We start from the raw sequence: 15,770 nt of genomic DNA on the forward strand, positions 1-15,770 counted from the left end.
TTCCGTCCGGAATTGCGTCCTATCGGCTCAGGGGCAGGCGAGGTCGGCAACCACCGCATCGAGGATCAGCATGCCGGCCGGTGTGCAGCGCAGGCGCGAGTTGCCCAGCCGCTCGATGAAGCCGTTGTCGATCAGGAACTGTTCGCGCTCCGGGTCCGGATCGCGGCCGGAGAGGCTCTGCCAGCGGGCGAGGTCGACGCCCTCTTTCAGGCGCAGGCCCATCAGCAGCAATTCGTCGGACTGCGCTTCGAGATCGAGCGCTTCGCGTTCGACCATGCCATGACCGTAGGTTTCGACAAGGCGCAGCCATTCCTCCGGCTTGCGTTCGGTGGCGGTCGCGATCTTGCCGGGGCCGACACTGAGGCGGCCGTGGGCGCCGGGGCCGATGCCGGCATAGTCACCATAGCGCCAGTAGGTGAGGTTGTGGCGGCTCTCAGCGCCCGGTCGGGCGTGGTTTGAGACCTCGTAGGCCGGCATGCCGATCGCCGCCGTGATGTCCTGGGTCGCCTCGTAGAGCACGGCCGATTGCTCGCCATCCGGAACGATGAGCTTGCCGGCCTTGTGCAGCCCGTAGAAGGGCGTGCCTTCTTCGATCGTCAGTTGGTAGAGCGACAGGTGGTCGACCGCGTAGGACACGGCCTCCTTCAATTCGCGCTCCCACTCCTCGACCGTCTGGTTGGGGCGGGCGTAGATCAGGTCGAAGGACATGCGCGGGAAGATCTCGCGCGCGAGCCGGATCGCCTTCAGCGCATCCTCGACATTGTGCAGCCGTCCGAGGAACTTGAGGTCGCGGTCGTTCAACGCCTGGACGCCGAGCGAGACACGATTGATGCCGGCAGCGCGATAGCCGTGGAAGCGCGTCGCCTCGACGCTCGAAGGATTGGCCTCCATGGTGATTTCGATGCCGTTGGGCACATGCCAGTGGCGGGCAATCCCCTGCAGGATCGCATCGACCGTCGCCGGTTCCATCAGCGACGGCGTGCCGCCGCCCATGAAGATACTGGTGACGCTGCGCGGACCGGAAAGCTCACGTGCTTCTTCCATCTCCTTCAGGAAGGCGGAAACGAAACGCGGCTGGTCTACCGGCTGGTGACGCACATGGCTGTTGAAGTCGCAATAGGGGCATTTGGCCGCGCAGAACGGCCAGTGCACATAGACCCCGAAACCGGGGTCCATGCCGTCACCGATCGCCGTTAGCGTGGCCGTCTGCATCGTTGCGTCTCTCATGGTCACTTTTCATAGGGAGCGGGATGCGGGCGAAAAGCCGCCCACACTTTTCCTGATTCCGCTCCAATCAGGCTCCGAGGCAGGTCTCGGCAAAAATCTTGAAGGCGCGGGCGCGGTGCGACAGGGCCTCTGCGTCGCCCGGCTTCCAGCCGTGCTTTTCGTCGGCGCTCATCTCGCCGAAGGTGGTTTCGTAGCCTTTCGGCTGGAACACCGGATCGTAGCCGAAGCCCTGGCTGCCACGCGGCGGCCAGACGACGTGGCCTTCGACCTCACCGCGGAAGAGCTCCACATGGCCGTCCGGCCAGGCAAGGCAGAGCACCGAGACGAAGCGGGCCGTGCGCTCGGCCGGCGTGATTGCGCCTTTTTCCTGCAGCGCCTTTTCGACCCTCTCCATGGCCATGGCAAAGTCGCGGCTTCCGTCCTCGCGCTCCGCCCAGTTGGCGGTGTAGACGCCGGGTGCGCCGCCAAGCGCGTCGATCGCAAGACCGGAATCGTCCGAAAGCGCCGGCAGGCCGGAAGCCTTGGCCGAGGCGAGCGCCTTGATCGTCGCATTCTCCTCGAAGGTGGTGCCGGTTTCGTCTGGCTCGATGAAGTTGAGGTCCGCGGCCGACTTCGCCTCGAAGCCGAGCGGGCCGATCAGGTCGCGGATTTCGCGGATCTTGCCGGCATTGTGGCTGGCGACGATCAGCGTCTTGTTGTCCAGTTTGCGCATAGTGTCTCGTTTCGTGTTCATTCGATGGACCACAGGCCCGGTTCCGCACATTCGAGGCTGTTGCCGGCCGGGTCGCGGAAATAGAAGGATCGCGCCCCGTTCGGCCAGCGAAGATCGCTTTCGATGGCGACGCCGGATGCTTCGAGTTTCGCCCTCCAGGCGTCGAGTGCCTCGGCCGATACGCGAAAGCACATGTGACCCCGGCCGGTCGTACCGTGCGGCGGCACCGGCAGCGCGGCGTCCGGCGCCGGCGGTTTTACCGTTTCGGCCGGATTGAAGATCAAAAGCACGCCCTGGCCACAGCGGAAGAAGACATGCCGGTTCCCCGCCCGGGTGATCCGCGTCAGGCCGAGCACGCCGCCGTAGAAGGCCTCGGCGGCATCGAGATCGGCCGCATAGAGCGCAGTCTCGAGTATGCCTTCCAGTGCCGGGGCCATCTCTTCTCCTGCGGTCAGCCTGCGATCGCCTGCTTCTGCAGCGCGACCAGTTCGGCGATGCCGGACTTCGCAAGACCCATCAGGCTCGCGAATTCCTCTTCGCTGAAGGGCTTGCCTTCGGCCGTGCCCTGGATCTCGACGATGCCGCCGGAGCCGGTCATGACGAAGTTGGCATCGGTCTCGGCGGCGGAATCCTCGAGATAGTCGAGGTCGATCACCGACTGGTTGGCGAAGATGCCGCAGGAGATGGCGGCGACATGGTCCTTCAGCACCTTCTCGACCTTGACCATGTTGCGCGCTTCCATCCACTTCAGGCAGTCGTACAACGCGACCCAGGCACCGGTGATCGAGGCCGTGCGCGTGCCGCCATCCGCCTGGATGACGTCGCAGTCGATCGAGATCTGGCGTTCGCCGAGCGCCGGCAGGTCGACGACGGCGCGCAGCGACCGGCCGATCAGGCGCTGGATTTCCTGGGTGCGGCCGCTCTGCTTGCCGTTTGCCGCCTCGCGCTTCATGCGCTCGCCGGTGGCGCGCGGCAGCATGCCGTATTCCGCGGTAACCCAACCCTTGCCGCCGTTGCGCAGCCAGGCCGGAACCTTCTCTTCGAGGCTGGCCGTGCAGAGCACGTGCGTGTCACCGAACCGCACCAGACAGGAGCCTTCCGCGTGCTTGGAGAAATTGCGCTCGAAAGAAACCTTGCGCATTTGGTCGGTTTTTCTGCCGGATGGCCGCATCGTCAACTCCTATCGTATCTGGGGAGCCTTCTACTGCATAATTCCCTAAATCGAAATCGACTTGGGGACAAAATTATGCGGCAGCTTGAAGTGCGGCGGCGAGCTTGGATCACGATGATTTCGGGTTAGTTCGACCCGAAATCATAAACGTGACCGTTTCCTGTATGTTGGAGCGGGATGCAGGCGGAAAACCGCTACGCTTTTCCTCATCTCGCTCTCGCGCCTCCCAACGGATCGCGCGGCACCGTTGAGCAAGGCAGAGGTAGATGGAACCGGTGGATGGCCGGGAGGCCGGGCGATTTTTCCCTTTTGCCATCGGCCAGCAGGATCACTATATTCCGGGCACGGCAGGATGTGCCTGCAAGTGTGGAGTGACATGGTACTGCGCAGTCCCGGAGCAAAGGAAATCGCCGCGGCGCTGGACGAGCGCTCGGGTGAAATTTTCCGTCGCATCGTGGAAACCTATCTGGCGAGCGGCGAACCGCTCGGCTCGCGCAATTTGTCGCGACTCCTGCCGATGTCGCTCTCTCCCGCGTCCGTTCGCAATGTGATGAGCGATCTCGAAGATCTCGGTCTCATCTATTCGCCGCATGTCAGTGCCGGCCGCCTGCCCACCCAGACGGGGCTGCGCTTTTTCGTCGATGCCTTCATGCAGGTCGGCAATCTCTCGATCGAGGACCGGGCGTCGATCGACCGTCAGGTTCGGCGCAGCGACCATGCCCAGCCGGTGGACGCTTTGCTGGCCGAGGCGAGCCAGATGTTGTCGGGCATGTCACGCGGGGCGGGCCTCGTCATCACCGCCAAGGCCGATCCCGTGCTGAAGCATGTCGAGTTCATCCGCCTGGCGCCGACCAAGGCGCTTGCCGTTCTCGTCGGCGAGCATGACCAGGTGGAAAACCGCATCATCGAACTGCCGGCCGGGGTCACCAGCTCGCAGCTCACCGAAGCGGCAAACTTCCTCAACGCCCATCTTGCCGGCCAGACGATCGCCGAGGTGCGCACGCAGCTCGAGAAGGTCAAGCAGACGGTGCGCGGCGAACTCGACGCGCTGTCGCAGGACCTCGTCGAGCGTGGCCTCGCCATCTGGTCGGGCAGTGAGGGCGACGAGAAACCGGCGCGGCTGATCGTGCGCGGGCGGGCCAACCTGCTGGAAGGCTTGGAGGGGGCCGAGGATATTGATCGGCTCCGCATGCTCTTCGACGACCTTGAAAAGAAGGACAGCCTGATCGAGCTGCTCGATCTTGCCGAGAGCGGCCCGGGTGTCCGAATCTTCATCGGCTCGGAAAACAAGCTCTTCTCGCTCTCCGGTTCGTCGCTGATCGTCGCACCCTATCGCGATGGCGAGGACCGCATCGTCGGTGCGGTCGGCGTCATAGGCCCGACGCGACTCAACTATTCCCGCATCGTGCCGATGGTCGACTATACCGCGCAACTGATGTCGCGGCTTTCCCGCTAAAGCCGCGCTTTTGGTCGCGCGCGTGATTGAACCCTTGATTTTTCGCCCCCAAACCTCGATATCGGCTTCAAATCCAGTCACAGGGCATTTTTGCTGAAACGCAGGCTCGCGCTTGCGACGTGGAAATGCGAAGGACGATAGAGACGACACTGCGGAGAACGTCATGACCGACGATACGAACAAGCACGGACCCGAGGCCACCGACGAGGTAGTTGATGCCGCGCCGGATGCTGCCGAAGCCGCTGAAGCTGCGCCGGTTGTCGAGCCCGATCCGTTGGAGCTCGCCAAGGCGGAAAATGCCGAGCTGCGCGACAAGTACCTTCGGCTTGCCGCCGAGATGGACAATCTGCGCCGCCGTACCGAACGCGACGTCAGGGATGCGAAGTCCTACTCCGTCGCCGGTTTTGCCCGCGATATGCTCGCGGTTTCGGATAACCTGCGCCGGGCGCTCGATGCCATTCCGGCAGAGGCCAAGGAAGCAGGCGAGGCTGGCCTCACCGCCCTGATCGAGGGCGTGGAAATGACCGAGCGTTCGATGCTTGCGGCGCTCGAACGCCACGGCGTCAAGAAGCTGGAGCCGGAGGGCCAGAAGTTCGACCCGAACTTCCACCAGGCAATGTTCGAGATCCCCAATGCGGACGTGCCGAACAACACGGTGCTGCAGGTCGTTCAGGCCGGCTATACCATCGGTGACCGAGTGCTGCGTCCGGCCATGGTCGGCGTTTCCAAGGGCGGCCCGAAGGCCGTGGCTGCCGAGAACGGCGACGCTCCGACGGCCTGATCCAGCTCGTCAGAATTCGAAAATGCCGCGCGAGTTTCGCGCGGCATTTTCGTTTGGGGGACAGGAGAACGCCGGCGCCAGCGCGATCGCTATCCGAAGAGCTGGCGCAGGTGGTCGTTGAGGAATCGGCCTTCCGGGTCGACCTTGGCCCTCAGCGCCCGGAAATCGCCGGCGCGCGGGTAGAGCGCCGTGACGTCTTCGGCGCCGAGGAAGTGAAGTTTGCCCCAGTGCGGCCGGGAGCCGTATTGACGCAGGATCGCATCGACGTCCTTCAGATATTCCCAATAGTCGGTGCCGGGCTCACCGGAAACCGAAAGCGTGATCGAATCCTGCTGGTAGAAGGGGCTGATCCAGCCGGTATCGCCGGCGGTGAAGCGGTACTCGATCGGATAGATGCAGGTTGGGTGCTTCTCCAGCATCAGATTGCGCACCGCTTTTACCGCCTCCTTGCCGTGGGCGACGGGCACCGCATATTCGAGCTCGTGGAAGTTCGGGACATACTCGATCGGGTAGATCTCCGAGGAATAGGCGATCTTCTCGAAGCGGCGCTCCGTCGGTGCTTCCTCGGTAATGTCGATCACCTTCATCTCGCAGACGTCGGAGGTCCTGTCCGTCGTCGAGACCGGCGCCGTGTCAGGCAGGCAATAGCAATGCCGGCTCTCCGGTACCGGGCACCAGAAGAAGCCGAAATGGCGGTGCTTGGCGGCCAATTCGTCGTGCTGTTCGATCATTTCGTCGAAGGTGCAGCGCCAGAGTTTTTCATGCAGGTTGTAGCTGTCCATCGCCTGCAGCGTGATCTCGGAGATCACACCGAGCATGCCGACCGACACCCGCGCCGCCTCGAGCAGGTCCGGTGTGGTCTCGTCGACGACGAGAATGCTGCCATCCGGTTGCACCAGGCGCATGCCGACGATCTGCGAGGCCATGTTGCCGAGTCTCGCGCCGGTCCCGTGTGTGCCGGTCGTCAGCGCGCCGGCCAGTGCCTGGCTATCGATGTCCCCCTGATTGATCAGCGACAGGCCGCTGGATTTCAGTACCTTGCCGAGCTGATTGATCGTGGTGCCCGCCTTCACCGCCACGCGCTTGCGCGCGTAGTCGATGCCGACGACGCCCTGCATGCTTGAGAGCGTCAGCAGCAGCCCGCTGGTAAGCGCCACCGGCGTGAAGGAATGGCCGGAGCCGGCGCAGCGCACGTTCAGCCCTTGCGCGGTCGCCTCGCGCACCATTTCCGCCAGTGCCGCCTCGCTCTCCGGCGCGCCGCGATGGCGCACGATACATGATTGGTTTCCGACCCAGTTGCGCCAGTGGCCACCTGCCTGAAGCATTTTCCCCTCCCTCAAACCGCGGTGAAGCAATTGTCGACGAACAGATGCGTGCCGTTGATGAAGCTCGCCTCGTCGCTCGCCAGGAACAGCGCCGCGTTCGCCACTTCTTTCGGGTCGCACATGCGGCCCTGCTGCGCGGCGATCGCGGCCTCCGAAACGTCGACCCCGTATTTGCTGAGGCCGACCAGCTCGCGCTTGCCATGGTCGGTGGCGATGAAGCCCGGGCAGACGGCGTTACAGCGGATGCCGCGGTCGCGGAACTCGACGGCGATGGCGCGGGCGAACATGTGGCAGGCGCCCTTGGTCGTGTCGTAGAGTACCTCCATCGGCGTTGCGGCCACGGCCGAGATCGACGAGGTGCAGACGATGCTGCCGCCGCCGGCGGAAAGCATGCCGGGTAGGACCGCCTTGGTCATCAGGAACATGCTGCGCACGTTGACCGCCATCAGCCGGTCCCATTCATCTTCCTCGACCTCGAGGAAGGGGCCGACGGCGAGGATCCCGGCGTGGTTGAAGAGAACGGTAATGGCGCCGAACGCTGCCTCGACCGCCTTGACGGCCGAAGTCACCTCTGCAGATTCCGAGACATCGGCGGGTGCGAAGATCGCCTCGCCGCCATTGGCGCGGATCGACGCCGCGACCTCTTCGCCCTTGCTGCGCGGCAGGTCGACGATGCCGACCTTGGCGCCTTCGCGCGCGAAAAGCTCTGATGCCGCCAGGCCACAACCGCCCGCGCCGCCGCTGATCAGTGCCACCTTGCCTGAAAGCCTGCCTGCCATTGCGCCCTCCTCATCGGCGTCGCTCGCGGCAATCGCCAATGGCGGCCCGTTCTACGACGACCTGTTGCCCTCTCTTGACGGGAATTATTGTTGACGAAGCAGGACCTGTCGATATCCCATGCGGGATACGAGGATTGGGGGATGAAACCGGAATGCTGGCAAGGGAGTCCGCCGATATATCGGCGATGATCGGTCTGATCGGCACGCAGGATTTCGGCCAGGCGCTCGACCGGATGCTGCGATCGGTCGCCAGCTTCGATCTCTCCGTCGCCTTTGCCTATCCCTATGACGCAAGGCCGATCGTGCTCCACGACGGCTACACGGCGAAAGTGTCGGCGAGCGCGCTTTCCGCCTATCTCGGCGGCGCCTATCTGCTCGACCCCTTCTATGTCGCCTGTTGCGCCGGCCAACCGGCCGGCCTCTGGCGCATGCGCGAACTGGCACCGGACCGGTTCTTCCAGTCCGATTTCTCGTCGTCCGCCGAGGTGCATCCCTGTGTGTCGATGGAATCGGGCGTTCTGGTGGAGGAAGTCGGCTTCGTCATTCCGCTCGACGGTGGCCTGCAGGCGACCTACTCGCTGATGCGCGGCCGCGGCGGCGAGCCTTTCAGCGAGGCCGAACTCGGGCGTCTGCGGGTCTATGAGCCGATCGTGCGCGAGGCGGTTCGTTCGAACTGGCGCCAGCAGGGGCAATCCTTTGCGCCGCCGCCATCGGAAGAGGGCGATGACGCGATGGAAGCGGCATTCGAGAGCCTTTGTTCAGACCGGCTGACGAAGCAGCAGCGCAACATTGTGCGCCTCATCCTCAGGGGACACAGCAACCTTTCGATCGGCAAGGTGATGGACATTGCCGAAGGAACGGTCCGGATCCATCGCAAGAACATCTATCGCCGGCTTGGGATATCGAGCCAAGGCGCCTTGTTCCGGATTTTCATAGATCATTTGAACGGTCGTCAGCTTTACTGAGGCAGGCAATGCGCGTCCGGCGGACGCGCGCCGTTCGCTGTCTTCAGGCGGCGTGCGAGGTCGCGTCGTCGTTGAGCAACGTGTAGATCGCACTGGCGGAATCGCTCGAGCGGATCTTGGCGACCATGTCCTGATCGCGCAGGACGCGGGCGATGCGCGACAGCGCCTTGAGGTGATCGGCGCCGGCACCTTCCGGAGCGAGCAGCAGGAAGACGAGATCGACGGGCTGGTCGTCGAGCGCTTCGAAATCGACAGGTGTTTCCAGTCGCGCGAAGATGCCGATGATCGAGGGAAGATTGTTGAGCTTGCCGTGCGGGATGGCGATGCCGTTGCCGACGCCGGTGGAGCCGAGGCGCTCCCGCTGCAGGATCACGTCGAAGATTTCACGCTCGGGAAGCCCGGTGAGCTTAGATGCTTTTGCCGCCAATTCCTGGAGGAGCTGCTTTTTCGAGTTGGCCCTCATGGCCGGGATGATCGCATTTTGATGCAGTAGACCTGCCAATGCCATTCTTTTGTCCTCGTTCGCCGGTTAGAGCCGGACAACATCATCACAAATGCGTCGCAATGGCTCTAACCATCTTTATCGTGGCGGGTTCCATGCACAGAAAAGTCACATTTCCCGGCCTGCCCGCTGATTATGGGCGTGGGAAGCGCCAGCGTGCCGGCGCTCCCCTATCCGCTCATGCTTTGATATTGGCAGCGTCGATCCAGCCAATATTTCCATCGTTGCGTCTGTAGACGATATTCAGATCGTCCTTGCCGGGACTGCGGAACATCAGGACGGGTTCGTCCGTCATGTCGAGCGCCATCACGGCACTGGCGACAGACATCGTCCTCAACTGTTTCGTGCTTTCGGCGACGATCGTCGGCGCATAATCCTCGGGGACTTCGTCGTCCTCGAAGGGCACCGAATCCATCACTGTGTAGGTTACCTCGGCAGCGTTCTGTCCGTTGCCGTTATGGTGATCCTTCAGCTTCCGCTTGTAGCGACGCAGGCGCTTTTCGATGCGATCCGATGCGGCGTCAAAGGCAGCCTGGGGGTCGTTCGCCTGACCGTTCGCCTGCATAACCACGCCCGTATCGAGATGAAGCTTGCAGTCGGCGCTGAAGCGCGACCCGGATTTTTCCACAGTGACCTGGCTTGAATATCCTCCGTCGAAATATTTGGTAACGGCCTGCTCGATCTGCTCGCCGATGCGGGCACGGAACGAATCGCCGATTTCCATCTGTTTACCGGATACACGCACACTCATGGAGTTTCCTCTCTCGTTCGTGATTTGCGCAGCCAGTCTATTCCAAGCGGTCCCGTCATCCAAGCCTTTCAGACTTGCGGGCGCGCCTCTGTCGCAGCCACCGGTCGTACCGGTTCGCTTCCGGGGCGAGCATGTCCCCGGCGATTGCGGCGGGCTCATATCGCCTGTGTCGGGGAGAGTCAATTGGAGGTCGCAAAAAAGTTAATGCGGCTTAACTTCCGGTGCTCAGAAGCCGGAGGCCTTGGCCAGCGCCCGCTTTTCCCGTCGCCGCTGCACGGAGGAGGGGATGCTCATCGCCTCGCGGTATTTGGCGACCGTGCGGCGGGCAATGTCGATGCCGGCCTTCTTCAGGCTGTCGACGATATCGTCGTCGGAAAGCACCGCTTCGGCGCTCTCCTCCTGGATCATCGTGCGGATCCGGTGGCGCACGGATTCCGCCGAATGGCTATCGCCGCCTTCGGCCGAGCCGATAGAGACGGTGAAGAAATACTTGAGCTCGAAAAGCCCCCGTGGCGTCAGCATGTATTTGTTGGAGGTCACCCGGCTGACGGTCGATTCATGCATCTTGATCGCATCGGCGACCGTCTTGAGGTTCAGCGGTCTCAAATGGCCGATGCCGTTGGCCAGGAACGCGTCCTGCTGGCGAACGATCTCGGTGGCAACCTTCATGATCGTCCGGACACGCTGGTCGAGGCTGCGGGTCAGCCAATTCGCGTTCTGCAGGCACTCGTTCAGGAAGGCCTGGTCGGCGCTGTTCTTCTGTGTGCCGCGCGAGACCGCAGCGAAATAGTCCTGGTTGACCAGCACGCGCGGCAGGGCGTCCGGATTGAGCTCGACCATCCATGTGCCATCGGGCGCGGCCCGCACGACGATATCCGGCACGATCGCCTCGCTGACGCTGGTCTCGAAGCTGGTCCCGGGTTTCGGGTCGAGCTTGCGGATTTCCGCCAGCATGTCGATCAAGTCCTCCTCGTCGACGCCGCAGATCTTCTTGAGCGTTGCGAAATCGCGCCGCGCCAGCAGTTCGAGATTGGCGAGCAGTGCCTCCATCGCCGGATCGAGGCGGTCGCGGGCGCGCAACTGGATCGCGAGGCATTCGCCGAGCGAGCGCGCGAAGACGCCGGGCGGATCGAACTGCTGCAGCGTCAGCAATACCCTCACGACGTCGGCATGGGCGGCACCCAGCCGTTCGGCAACTTCTTCAAGGTCCGCCTGGAGATAGCCGGCCTCGTCGAGCTGGTCGATGAGGTGCTGCGCGATCAGCCGATCCGAGGGGGCCGGCAGCGCGAAGGGCAATTGTTCGGTGAGCGTCTCGCGCAGGCTCTTGCGGCCGGCAACGAAATCGTCGAGGTCGTAGTCTTCGCCCTCGCTACCACCGGGCATCGACTTCCACTGGCCGAGCAGTTCCGGCGCGTCCGCACGCTGCGGCGCCGTGTCGTCCTGATAGACATTGGCGAAATCGGCGTCGAGCTGTTCGCCGAGCCGTTCGCCGTTGGGCGACGTCGCACTGTCGTAAAGGTCTGCCTGTGCGCCGAAATCGTCACCGGGAGGTTCGTCGCCTGCCGTGTTCTCGCCGCGCTCCGGCGTGACCGGCAGATCGTCATTTGCCTGAAATTCGAGCAGCGGGTTCTTTTCGACCTCCTGGGCGATGAACTGATTGAGCTCGAGATGCGTCATCTGCAGCAGCTGGATCGACTGCATGAGCTGTGGCGTCATCACCAGGGACTGGGACTGGCGCAGATGAAGGTTGGCGGACAGTGCCATGCTGACGCGAAACTCCCGAGAAATCTCCTGGGGCCGCAATGCTTCTCCGATAACCGGACGGACCCTTATCAATTGGCCCAAAAATTGCTTATCAAGAAGGTTTGGTCAAGCGTTGTCGCGGGCGGAATCGCCCGCGAAGCGCCCTCAAAGGCTGAAATTGTCGCCGAGATAGAGCCGGCGCACGTCAGGATTGGTGACGATGTCGTTGGCGCGACCATGGGTCAGTACTTCGCCGGCATGGATGATGTAGGCGCGGTCGATGAGGCCGAGCGTCTCGCGGACATTGTGGTCGGTGATGAGTACGCCGATGCCGCGCGAGGTGAGGTGACGGACGAGCGCCTGGATATCGGCGACCGAAATCGGATCGACGCCGGCGAACGGTTCGTCCAGCAGCATGAAGGTCGGATCGGTCGCAAGTGCGCGGGCGATTTCGAGGCGCCGCCGCTCGCCACCCGAGAGCGCAATCGCCGGGGACTTGCGCAGGTGGCTGATGTTGAACTCGCCGAGCAGATCGTTGAGTTTGCTTTCGCGGCGCTCCAAATTCTTGTCATGGACCTCGAGCACGGCGCGGATGTTTTCCTCGACCGTCAGTCCGCGAAAGATCGACGCTTCCTGCGGCAGGTAGCCGACGCCAAGACGCGCGCGGCGGTACATCGGCATGGTCGTGACGTCGTTGCCGTTGATCTCGATCGAGCCTTCGTCGACCGGCACGAGGCCGGTGATCATGTAGAAGCAGGTGGTCTTGCCGGCGCCGTTTGGTCCAAGCAGGCCCACGGCTTCACCGCGGCGCACCACCAGTGAAACGCCGTTGACGACCCGGCGCTCGCGATAGGCCTTCGTCAGGCCGCGCGCGATCAGCGTGCCGTCGTAACGCGCCTTGTCGACCGCGTGTCCGGTAACGACCGCGACTGTCGCCGACGGCTTGCGGACCCGTTTGCGCTTGTGAAGGAAGGGAAAGTGCACGAGCGGTCTACGTCAGTTTTGCTTGCGGGACTTCGGGTCGAGCTGGATCTGCACGCGGCCGCCACAGGCTTCGAGTTGAGCCTCTCCGGTTTTCATCTGAACATTGAGTTGGCAGCCGACGAAGACGTTCTTGCCTTCCGACAACACGACCTTGTCGCCCTTGAGCACGAAGACCTGCTTCGTCATGTCGAAGGAACCGGTGTCTGCCGTCGCCTGCTGCGTGCCCGAGCTCAGGAAGACCTTTTCGCTGACCTCGATGCGGTCGATGTCCGCGTCGCCGCTCGAAACCGAGCCGCCGCCGGACTTGTAGAAGACCACCATGTTGCCGGCCTGAAGCGTCGTCGTACCCTGCACGACCTTGACGTTTCCGGTAAAGATCGCCTTGCTCTCCGGATCCTTGATCTCGAGCTTGTCGCTTTCGATCTGGATCGGCTTGTCGTTGGAGAGTTCAAGGCCCTTCATCTTGCTGGACGTGGCCTGCGCCGAAGCGCCGGAGGCAATGATCAAAGCGCCGACGCCGGCAATCGCCAGACTGGCGGAAATCCTGAAAAAAGAGGCGGTTGTGGCCGACATGGAGTGCACCGGATCCTATTTCGCGTTCTTGCGGATGGCGGTGGGCTCAACGTTCACCCTCACCATGCCCTCAAATATTACAATACGTCCCTTATCCGTCATTCGCAGCGTCTGCGCAATGATCGAACCGCCCTTCATGCTGATCGCAACGGGCCGCTTCGTTTCCATTTCGCCGGCATTGATGTCCAGATAGGCCGACTGGAAGTCGGCGTTCATGCCATTATTGACGGAAATGGTGAACGGGGCGTTCATGTCGAGCGTATTGGCGCCACGGTCATAGATGCCGTTGGTGGCGTCTACCGTCGCGACCAACGAATCCTTCATCGGCATTTCCGCATGGATCGTCTGAAGGGTGATGATATCCGGATTGGCGATATCCTGGAGCGCCCGCTGGGCCTTCATCGAATAGCTGATGCCCTGCTTGTTTCGGCCGGAGATGGCCGGATTCTGCATGACGATCTTGCCGTCCTCGATCGTTGCCGTTTCGAGTTGCAGATCAACGGGCATGAAGGCTCTGACGAAGGAAACGGCGGCAAAGATCACGGCAATGATGCCGGCGGCCACGGGCAGGATGACCTTCAGCCGCCGGACGCGCACGGAGTGCCTCGCGGCGAGCGCATAGGCGTCGGCGGAGCTCTCGCCCGTATCGGCATAAATGCCCGGGGCTGGCGCGTGGTTCAACATGAAAGGGCCTGTCGGTTCTACTGCTTTTTGTCGCTGACCCACGAAGGGTCATATACATACACTGGTGTAAGTCGTCGCAAATATGGATATTTTTTGCTGCTGCACAATGGCGCTGCAAAAAAACTCGGGTGAAGCACGAAAACGCCAGCCGCGGCTTTCAACCGTGGCCAAGCGCGTTTATGGAATATGCCTCTGCGCGCGCAGATAGCACGTTCCCGCGGAAACTGACAGAAGCTGCGCCAACAATTCGGGAGAAACCCACATGGACGAACTCGCCATCGCCGATCGCCGCAGCCTGCGTCGGAAATTGAGTTTCTGGCGCTGGGTGGTGGCAGGCCTGCTTCTCTTGGCGGCGCTCGCCATCTTCGCCTGGTCCGGCGCTGCGGACGACGTCAGCCGCACCCGCCAGCACGTGGCGCGTGTCAGCATCAGCGGCTTGATCCAGGACGACCGGGAGCTCCTCGAGCGGCTCCAGAGGATTGCCGACAACGACAGCGTCAAGGCGCTGGTCGTGACCATTTCGTCCCCGGGCGGCACCACCTACGGCGGCGAGGTTCTTTATAAGGCGATCCGCAAGGTTGCCGCCAAGAAGCCCGTCGTTTCCAACGTCCGCACGCTCGCCGCTTCCGCGGGTTACATGATCGCGCTCGCGGGCGACACGATCGTCGCCGGCGAAAGCTCGATCACCGGCTCCATCGGCGTCATTTTCCAGTATCCGCAGATCAAGGACCTGATGGACAAGCTCGGCGTATCGCTGGAATCGATCAAGTCGCGGCCGCTGAAGGCGGAGCCGTCGCCATTCCATCCGGCAAGCGACGAGGCCAAATCGATGATCCAGGGAATGATCGACGACAGCTATGCCTGGTTCGTCGACCTGGTCGCCGAGCGCCGCAAGCTGCCGCGTCCCGAGGCGCTGCTGCTTGCCGACGGCCGCATTTTCACCGGGCGCCAGGCGCTGAAGGCGAAGCTCGTCGACACGCTCGGCGGCGAGGACGAAATCCGCGCCTTCCTCACGGAGAAAAAGGTATCGAAGGACCTGCCGATCGTCGATTGGGAGGCACCGCGCAAGACCCTGCCTTTTGGCCTCGGCGCGGTGGCCGCGAATTGGATCAAGATGTTGGGATATGACGCTTTTCCGGCAATGAGCGGCCTCGAAAAAATTGCGGGCGACAAGTTGTTTCTTGACGGTCTTGTTTCGGTTTGGCAGGTTGATGGCCAATGAGGAAGGCGACATATACCCAGCCTGAGCCGTCAGGAGATGCTGGCGTTTTCGTAAGCGTCGGCCAGACCCTTGCGGCAATCACAATGCAGACCGAAAAAGCAAAACAAACAAGAATTTGAGGGGGCGACAGTGATCAAGTCAGAACTGGTGCAGATTGTTGCAGCTCGCAATCCGCATCTCTATCACCGCGATGTCGAAAACATCGTCAATGCGGTTCTCGATGAGATCACAGACGCGCTCGCGGCAGGCAATCGGGTGGAACTGCGCGGCTTCGGTGCTTTCTCCGTCAAAAACCGTCCGTCGCGCTCCGGGCGCAATCCGCGCACCGGCGATTCCGTTTTCGTCGAGGAAAAGTGGGTGCCGTTCTTCAAGACCGGCAAGGAATTGCGTGAGCGCCTTAATCCCGGGATGAATGGCGACGACGAAGACTGATCGTCTTTCTCGGTCTCAGCGGTCCGGCGCAATTGACGCCCGTTGTCCCATGTGGCCACCGGAAACCGTGCGGCTGCCCGCAAGCTGGAGCGATTGAATGTTCAAGAAACTGATCAATATCGTTGTTCTCATCCCGGTTGGCGTGATCCTGATCGTTCTCAGTGTCGCCAACCGCCAGAGCGTGACGCTGGCGCTGAACCCTTTCCGCCCGGAAGACAGCGTGCTGTCGGTCAGCGCACCCTTCTTCGTCTTCCTGTTTCTCGCCGTCATCGTCGGCGTAATCCTCGGTGCGGCGGCTACCTGGTTCAGTCAGGGCAAGTATCGCCGCCGCGCACGCACCGAGGCGAACGAGGCGGTGAAATGGCACCGCGAAGCCGAGAAGCATCGCAGCCAGGCCGAAAAGCTCGCCACCCAGGTGACCTTGGCCGCCCCTCAGAATTGAGCGTTTGTGTTGATGCTGTGA

Annotated in this window: 18 protein-coding genes; 6 read left to right on the forward strand and 12 right to left on the reverse strand. The window is 62.4% G+C overall.

The annotated features are described in order from the left end of the window. Window positions 1-27: 27 nt before the first annotated feature. The 4 genes from hemW to rph form a co-directional block, all read right to left on the reverse strand. Complete coding sequence (gene hemW, locus BHMPCIPO_RS02635; RefSeq protein ID WP_173518063.1) at window positions 28-1,212, reverse strand: radical SAM family heme chaperone HemW; 1,185 nt, start codon at window positions 1,210-1,212, stop codon at window positions 28-30. Between the two features lie 82 nt (window positions 1,213-1,294). Beyond that, window positions 1,295-1,939 carry an RdgB/HAM1 family non-canonical purine NTP pyrophosphatase gene (rdgB, locus tag BHMPCIPO_RS02640; RefSeq protein ID WP_173515326.1) on the reverse strand — a complete coding sequence of 215 codons (645 nt, stop codon included), beginning with the start codon at window positions 1,937-1,939 and terminating at the stop codon, window positions 1,295-1,297. A 17-nt stretch (window positions 1,940-1,956) separates the two neighbouring features. After that, window positions 1,957-2,376 (reverse strand): VOC family protein, encoded by a 420-nt coding sequence (locus BHMPCIPO_RS02645; RefSeq protein WP_173515327.1) that lies wholly within the window; start codon window positions 2,374-2,376, stop codon window positions 1,957-1,959. A gap of 14 nt (window positions 2,377-2,390) precedes the next feature. Continuing rightward, entirely contained in the window at window positions 2,391-3,110 is a 720-nt protein-coding gene (rph, locus tag BHMPCIPO_RS02650; RefSeq protein ID WP_113132032.1) for a ribonuclease PH, read from the reverse strand. A 376-nt stretch (window positions 3,111-3,486) separates the two neighbouring features. Between rph and hrcA the strand changes: the two genes are divergently transcribed. Together hrcA and grpE are read left to right on the forward strand one after the other, a co-directional pair. Further along, window positions 3,487-4,566 carry a heat-inducible transcriptional repressor HrcA gene (hrcA, locus tag BHMPCIPO_RS02655; RefSeq protein ID WP_173515328.1) on the forward strand — a complete coding sequence of 360 codons (1,080 nt, stop codon included), beginning with the start codon at window positions 3,487-3,489 and terminating at the stop codon, window positions 4,564-4,566. Window positions 4,567-4,729: 163 nt separating this feature from the next. After that, a complete protein-coding gene (gene grpE, locus BHMPCIPO_RS02660; RefSeq protein WP_173515329.1) occupies window positions 4,730-5,347 on the forward strand; it encodes a nucleotide exchange factor GrpE in 618 nt (205 codons plus the stop codon). Window positions 5,348-5,436: 89 nt separating this feature from the next. Here grpE and BHMPCIPO_RS02665 read toward each other — a convergent pair whose 3' ends face one another. Next, complete coding sequence (locus BHMPCIPO_RS02665; RefSeq protein ID WP_173515330.1) at window positions 5,437-6,672, reverse strand: D-arabinono-1,4-lactone oxidase; 1,236 nt, start codon at window positions 6,670-6,672, stop codon at window positions 5,437-5,439. Window positions 6,673-6,683: 11 nt separating this feature from the next. Beyond that, window positions 6,684-7,451 carry an SDR family NAD(P)-dependent oxidoreductase gene (locus BHMPCIPO_RS02670; RefSeq protein WP_173515331.1) on the reverse strand — a complete coding sequence of 256 codons (768 nt, stop codon included), beginning with the start codon at window positions 7,449-7,451 and terminating at the stop codon, window positions 6,684-6,686. Window positions 7,452-7,603: 152 nt separating this feature from the next. Here BHMPCIPO_RS02670 and BHMPCIPO_RS02675 point away from each other — a divergent pair, with 152 nt between their 5' ends. After that, window positions 7,604-8,416 (forward strand): helix-turn-helix transcriptional regulator, encoded by an 813-nt coding sequence (locus BHMPCIPO_RS02675; RefSeq protein ID WP_173515332.1) that lies wholly within the window; start codon window positions 7,604-7,606, stop codon window positions 8,414-8,416. A gap of 43 nt (window positions 8,417-8,459) precedes the next feature. Here the strand turns inward: BHMPCIPO_RS02675 and ptsN are convergent, their stop codons facing one another. The 6 genes from ptsN to lptC form a co-directional block, all read right to left on the reverse strand. Then, the gene (gene ptsN / locus BHMPCIPO_RS02680) at window positions 8,460-8,924 is read right to left on the reverse strand and encodes a PTS IIA-like nitrogen regulatory protein PtsN (protein ID WP_173515333.1); all 465 of its coding nucleotides are present in this window, start codon (window positions 8,922-8,924) and stop codon (window positions 8,460-8,462) included. 172 nt (window positions 8,925-9,096) lie between these two features. Then, the gene (gene hpf / locus BHMPCIPO_RS02685) at window positions 9,097-9,669 is read right to left on the reverse strand and encodes a ribosome hibernation-promoting factor, HPF/YfiA family (RefSeq protein ID WP_173515334.1); all 573 of its coding nucleotides are present in this window, start codon (window positions 9,667-9,669) and stop codon (window positions 9,097-9,099) included. Between the two features lie 225 nt (window positions 9,670-9,894). Further along, window positions 9,895-11,433 carry an RNA polymerase factor sigma-54 gene (rpoN, locus tag BHMPCIPO_RS02690; protein WP_173515335.1) on the reverse strand — a complete coding sequence of 513 codons (1,539 nt, stop codon included), beginning with the start codon at window positions 11,431-11,433 and terminating at the stop codon, window positions 9,895-9,897. A 144-nt stretch (window positions 11,434-11,577) separates the two neighbouring features. After that, window positions 11,578-12,396 carry an LPS export ABC transporter ATP-binding protein gene (gene lptB / locus BHMPCIPO_RS02695; RefSeq protein WP_173515336.1) on the reverse strand — a complete coding sequence of 273 codons (819 nt, stop codon included), beginning with the start codon at window positions 12,394-12,396 and terminating at the stop codon, window positions 11,578-11,580. 12 nt (window positions 12,397-12,408) lie between these two features. Then, the gene (locus BHMPCIPO_RS02700) at window positions 12,409-12,969 is read right to left on the reverse strand and encodes an LptA/OstA family protein (RefSeq protein ID WP_173515337.1); all 561 of its coding nucleotides are present in this window, start codon (window positions 12,967-12,969) and stop codon (window positions 12,409-12,411) included. Between the two features lie 15 nt (window positions 12,970-12,984). Then, window positions 12,985-13,653: an LPS export ABC transporter periplasmic protein LptC gene (lptC, locus tag BHMPCIPO_RS02705; protein WP_173515338.1), complete on the reverse strand. Its 669-nt coding sequence runs from the start codon at window positions 13,651-13,653 to the stop codon at window positions 12,985-12,987. A 262-nt stretch (window positions 13,654-13,915) separates the two neighbouring features. On the opposite strand from lptC, the gene sppA reads away from it, so the two are divergent. From sppA to BHMPCIPO_RS02720, 3 genes are all read left to right on the forward strand, one after another. Further along, window positions 13,916-14,875 (forward strand): signal peptide peptidase SppA, encoded by a 960-nt coding sequence (gene sppA, locus BHMPCIPO_RS02710; protein WP_173515339.1) that lies wholly within the window; start codon window positions 13,916-13,918, stop codon window positions 14,873-14,875. A gap of 129 nt (window positions 14,876-15,004) precedes the next feature. Next, window positions 15,005-15,307, forward strand: a complete 303-nt coding sequence (locus BHMPCIPO_RS02715; RefSeq protein ID WP_025425688.1) for an integration host factor subunit beta — start codon at window positions 15,005-15,007, stop codon at window positions 15,305-15,307. 97 nt (window positions 15,308-15,404) lie between these two features. Then, window positions 15,405-15,749: a DUF1049 domain-containing protein gene (locus BHMPCIPO_RS02720; protein WP_173515340.1), complete on the forward strand. Its 345-nt coding sequence runs from the start codon at window positions 15,405-15,407 to the stop codon at window positions 15,747-15,749. The last annotated feature ends 21 nt before the right edge of the window (window positions 15,750-15,770 follow it).

Source organism: Ensifer sesbaniae (genome assembly GCF_013283665.1).
Lineage (GTDB): Bacteria > Pseudomonadota > Alphaproteobacteria > Rhizobiales > Rhizobiaceae > Ensifer > Ensifer sesbaniae.

What these genes read in the sequence shown, in the direction of transcription:
- BHMPCIPO_RS02645 (WP_173515327.1), bottom strand. Translation starts at nt 2,376, where the DNA reads ATGGCCCCGGCACTGGAAGGCATACTCGAGACTGCGCTCTATGCGGCC.
- BHMPCIPO_RS02720 (WP_173515340.1), top strand. Translation starts at nt 15,405, where the DNA reads ATGTTCAAGAAACTGATCAATATCGTTGTTCTCATCCCGGTTGGCGTG.
- hpf (WP_173515334.1), bottom strand. Translation starts at nt 9,669, where the DNA reads ATGAGTGTGCGTGTATCCGGTAAACAGATGGAAATCGGCGATTCGTTC.
- lptC (WP_173515338.1), bottom strand. Translation starts at nt 13,653, where the DNA reads ATGTTGAACCACGCGCCAGCCCCGGGCATTTATGCCGATACGGGCGAG.
- grpE (WP_173515329.1), top strand. Translation starts at nt 4,730, where the DNA reads ATGACCGACGATACGAACAAGCACGGACCCGAGGCCACCGACGAGGTA.
- sppA (WP_173515339.1), top strand. Translation starts at nt 13,916, where the DNA reads ATGGACGAACTCGCCATCGCCGATCGCCGCAGCCTGCGTCGGAAATTG.
- rpoN (WP_173515335.1), bottom strand. Translation starts at nt 11,433, where the DNA reads ATGGCACTGTCCGCCAACCTTCATCTGCGCCAGTCCCAGTCCCTGGTG.
- BHMPCIPO_RS02700 (WP_173515337.1), bottom strand. Translation starts at nt 12,969, where the DNA reads ATGTCGGCCACAACCGCCTCTTTTTTCAGGATTTCCGCCAGTCTGGCG.
- hemW (WP_173518063.1), bottom strand. Translation starts at nt 1,212, where the DNA reads ATGCAGACGGCCACGCTAACGGCGATCGGTGACGGCATGGACCCCGGT.
- BHMPCIPO_RS02665 (WP_173515330.1), bottom strand. Translation starts at nt 6,672, where the DNA reads ATGCTTCAGGCAGGTGGCCACTGGCGCAACTGGGTCGGAAACCAATCA.
- BHMPCIPO_RS02670 (WP_173515331.1), bottom strand. Translation starts at nt 7,451, where the DNA reads ATGGCAGGCAGGCTTTCAGGCAAGGTGGCACTGATCAGCGGCGGCGCG.
- rph (WP_113132032.1), bottom strand. Translation starts at nt 3,110, where the DNA reads ATGCGGCCATCCGGCAGAAAAACCGACCAAATGCGCAAGGTTTCTTTC.
- rdgB (WP_173515326.1), bottom strand. Translation starts at nt 1,939, where the DNA reads ATGCGCAAACTGGACAACAAGACGCTGATCGTCGCCAGCCACAATGCC.
- BHMPCIPO_RS02675 (WP_173515332.1), top strand. Translation starts at nt 7,604, where the DNA reads ATGCTGGCAAGGGAGTCCGCCGATATATCGGCGATGATCGGTCTGATC.
- ptsN (WP_173515333.1), bottom strand. Translation starts at nt 8,924, where the DNA reads ATGGCATTGGCAGGTCTACTGCATCAAAATGCGATCATCCCGGCCATG.
- hrcA (WP_173515328.1), top strand. Translation starts at nt 3,487, where the DNA reads ATGGTACTGCGCAGTCCCGGAGCAAAGGAAATCGCCGCGGCGCTGGAC.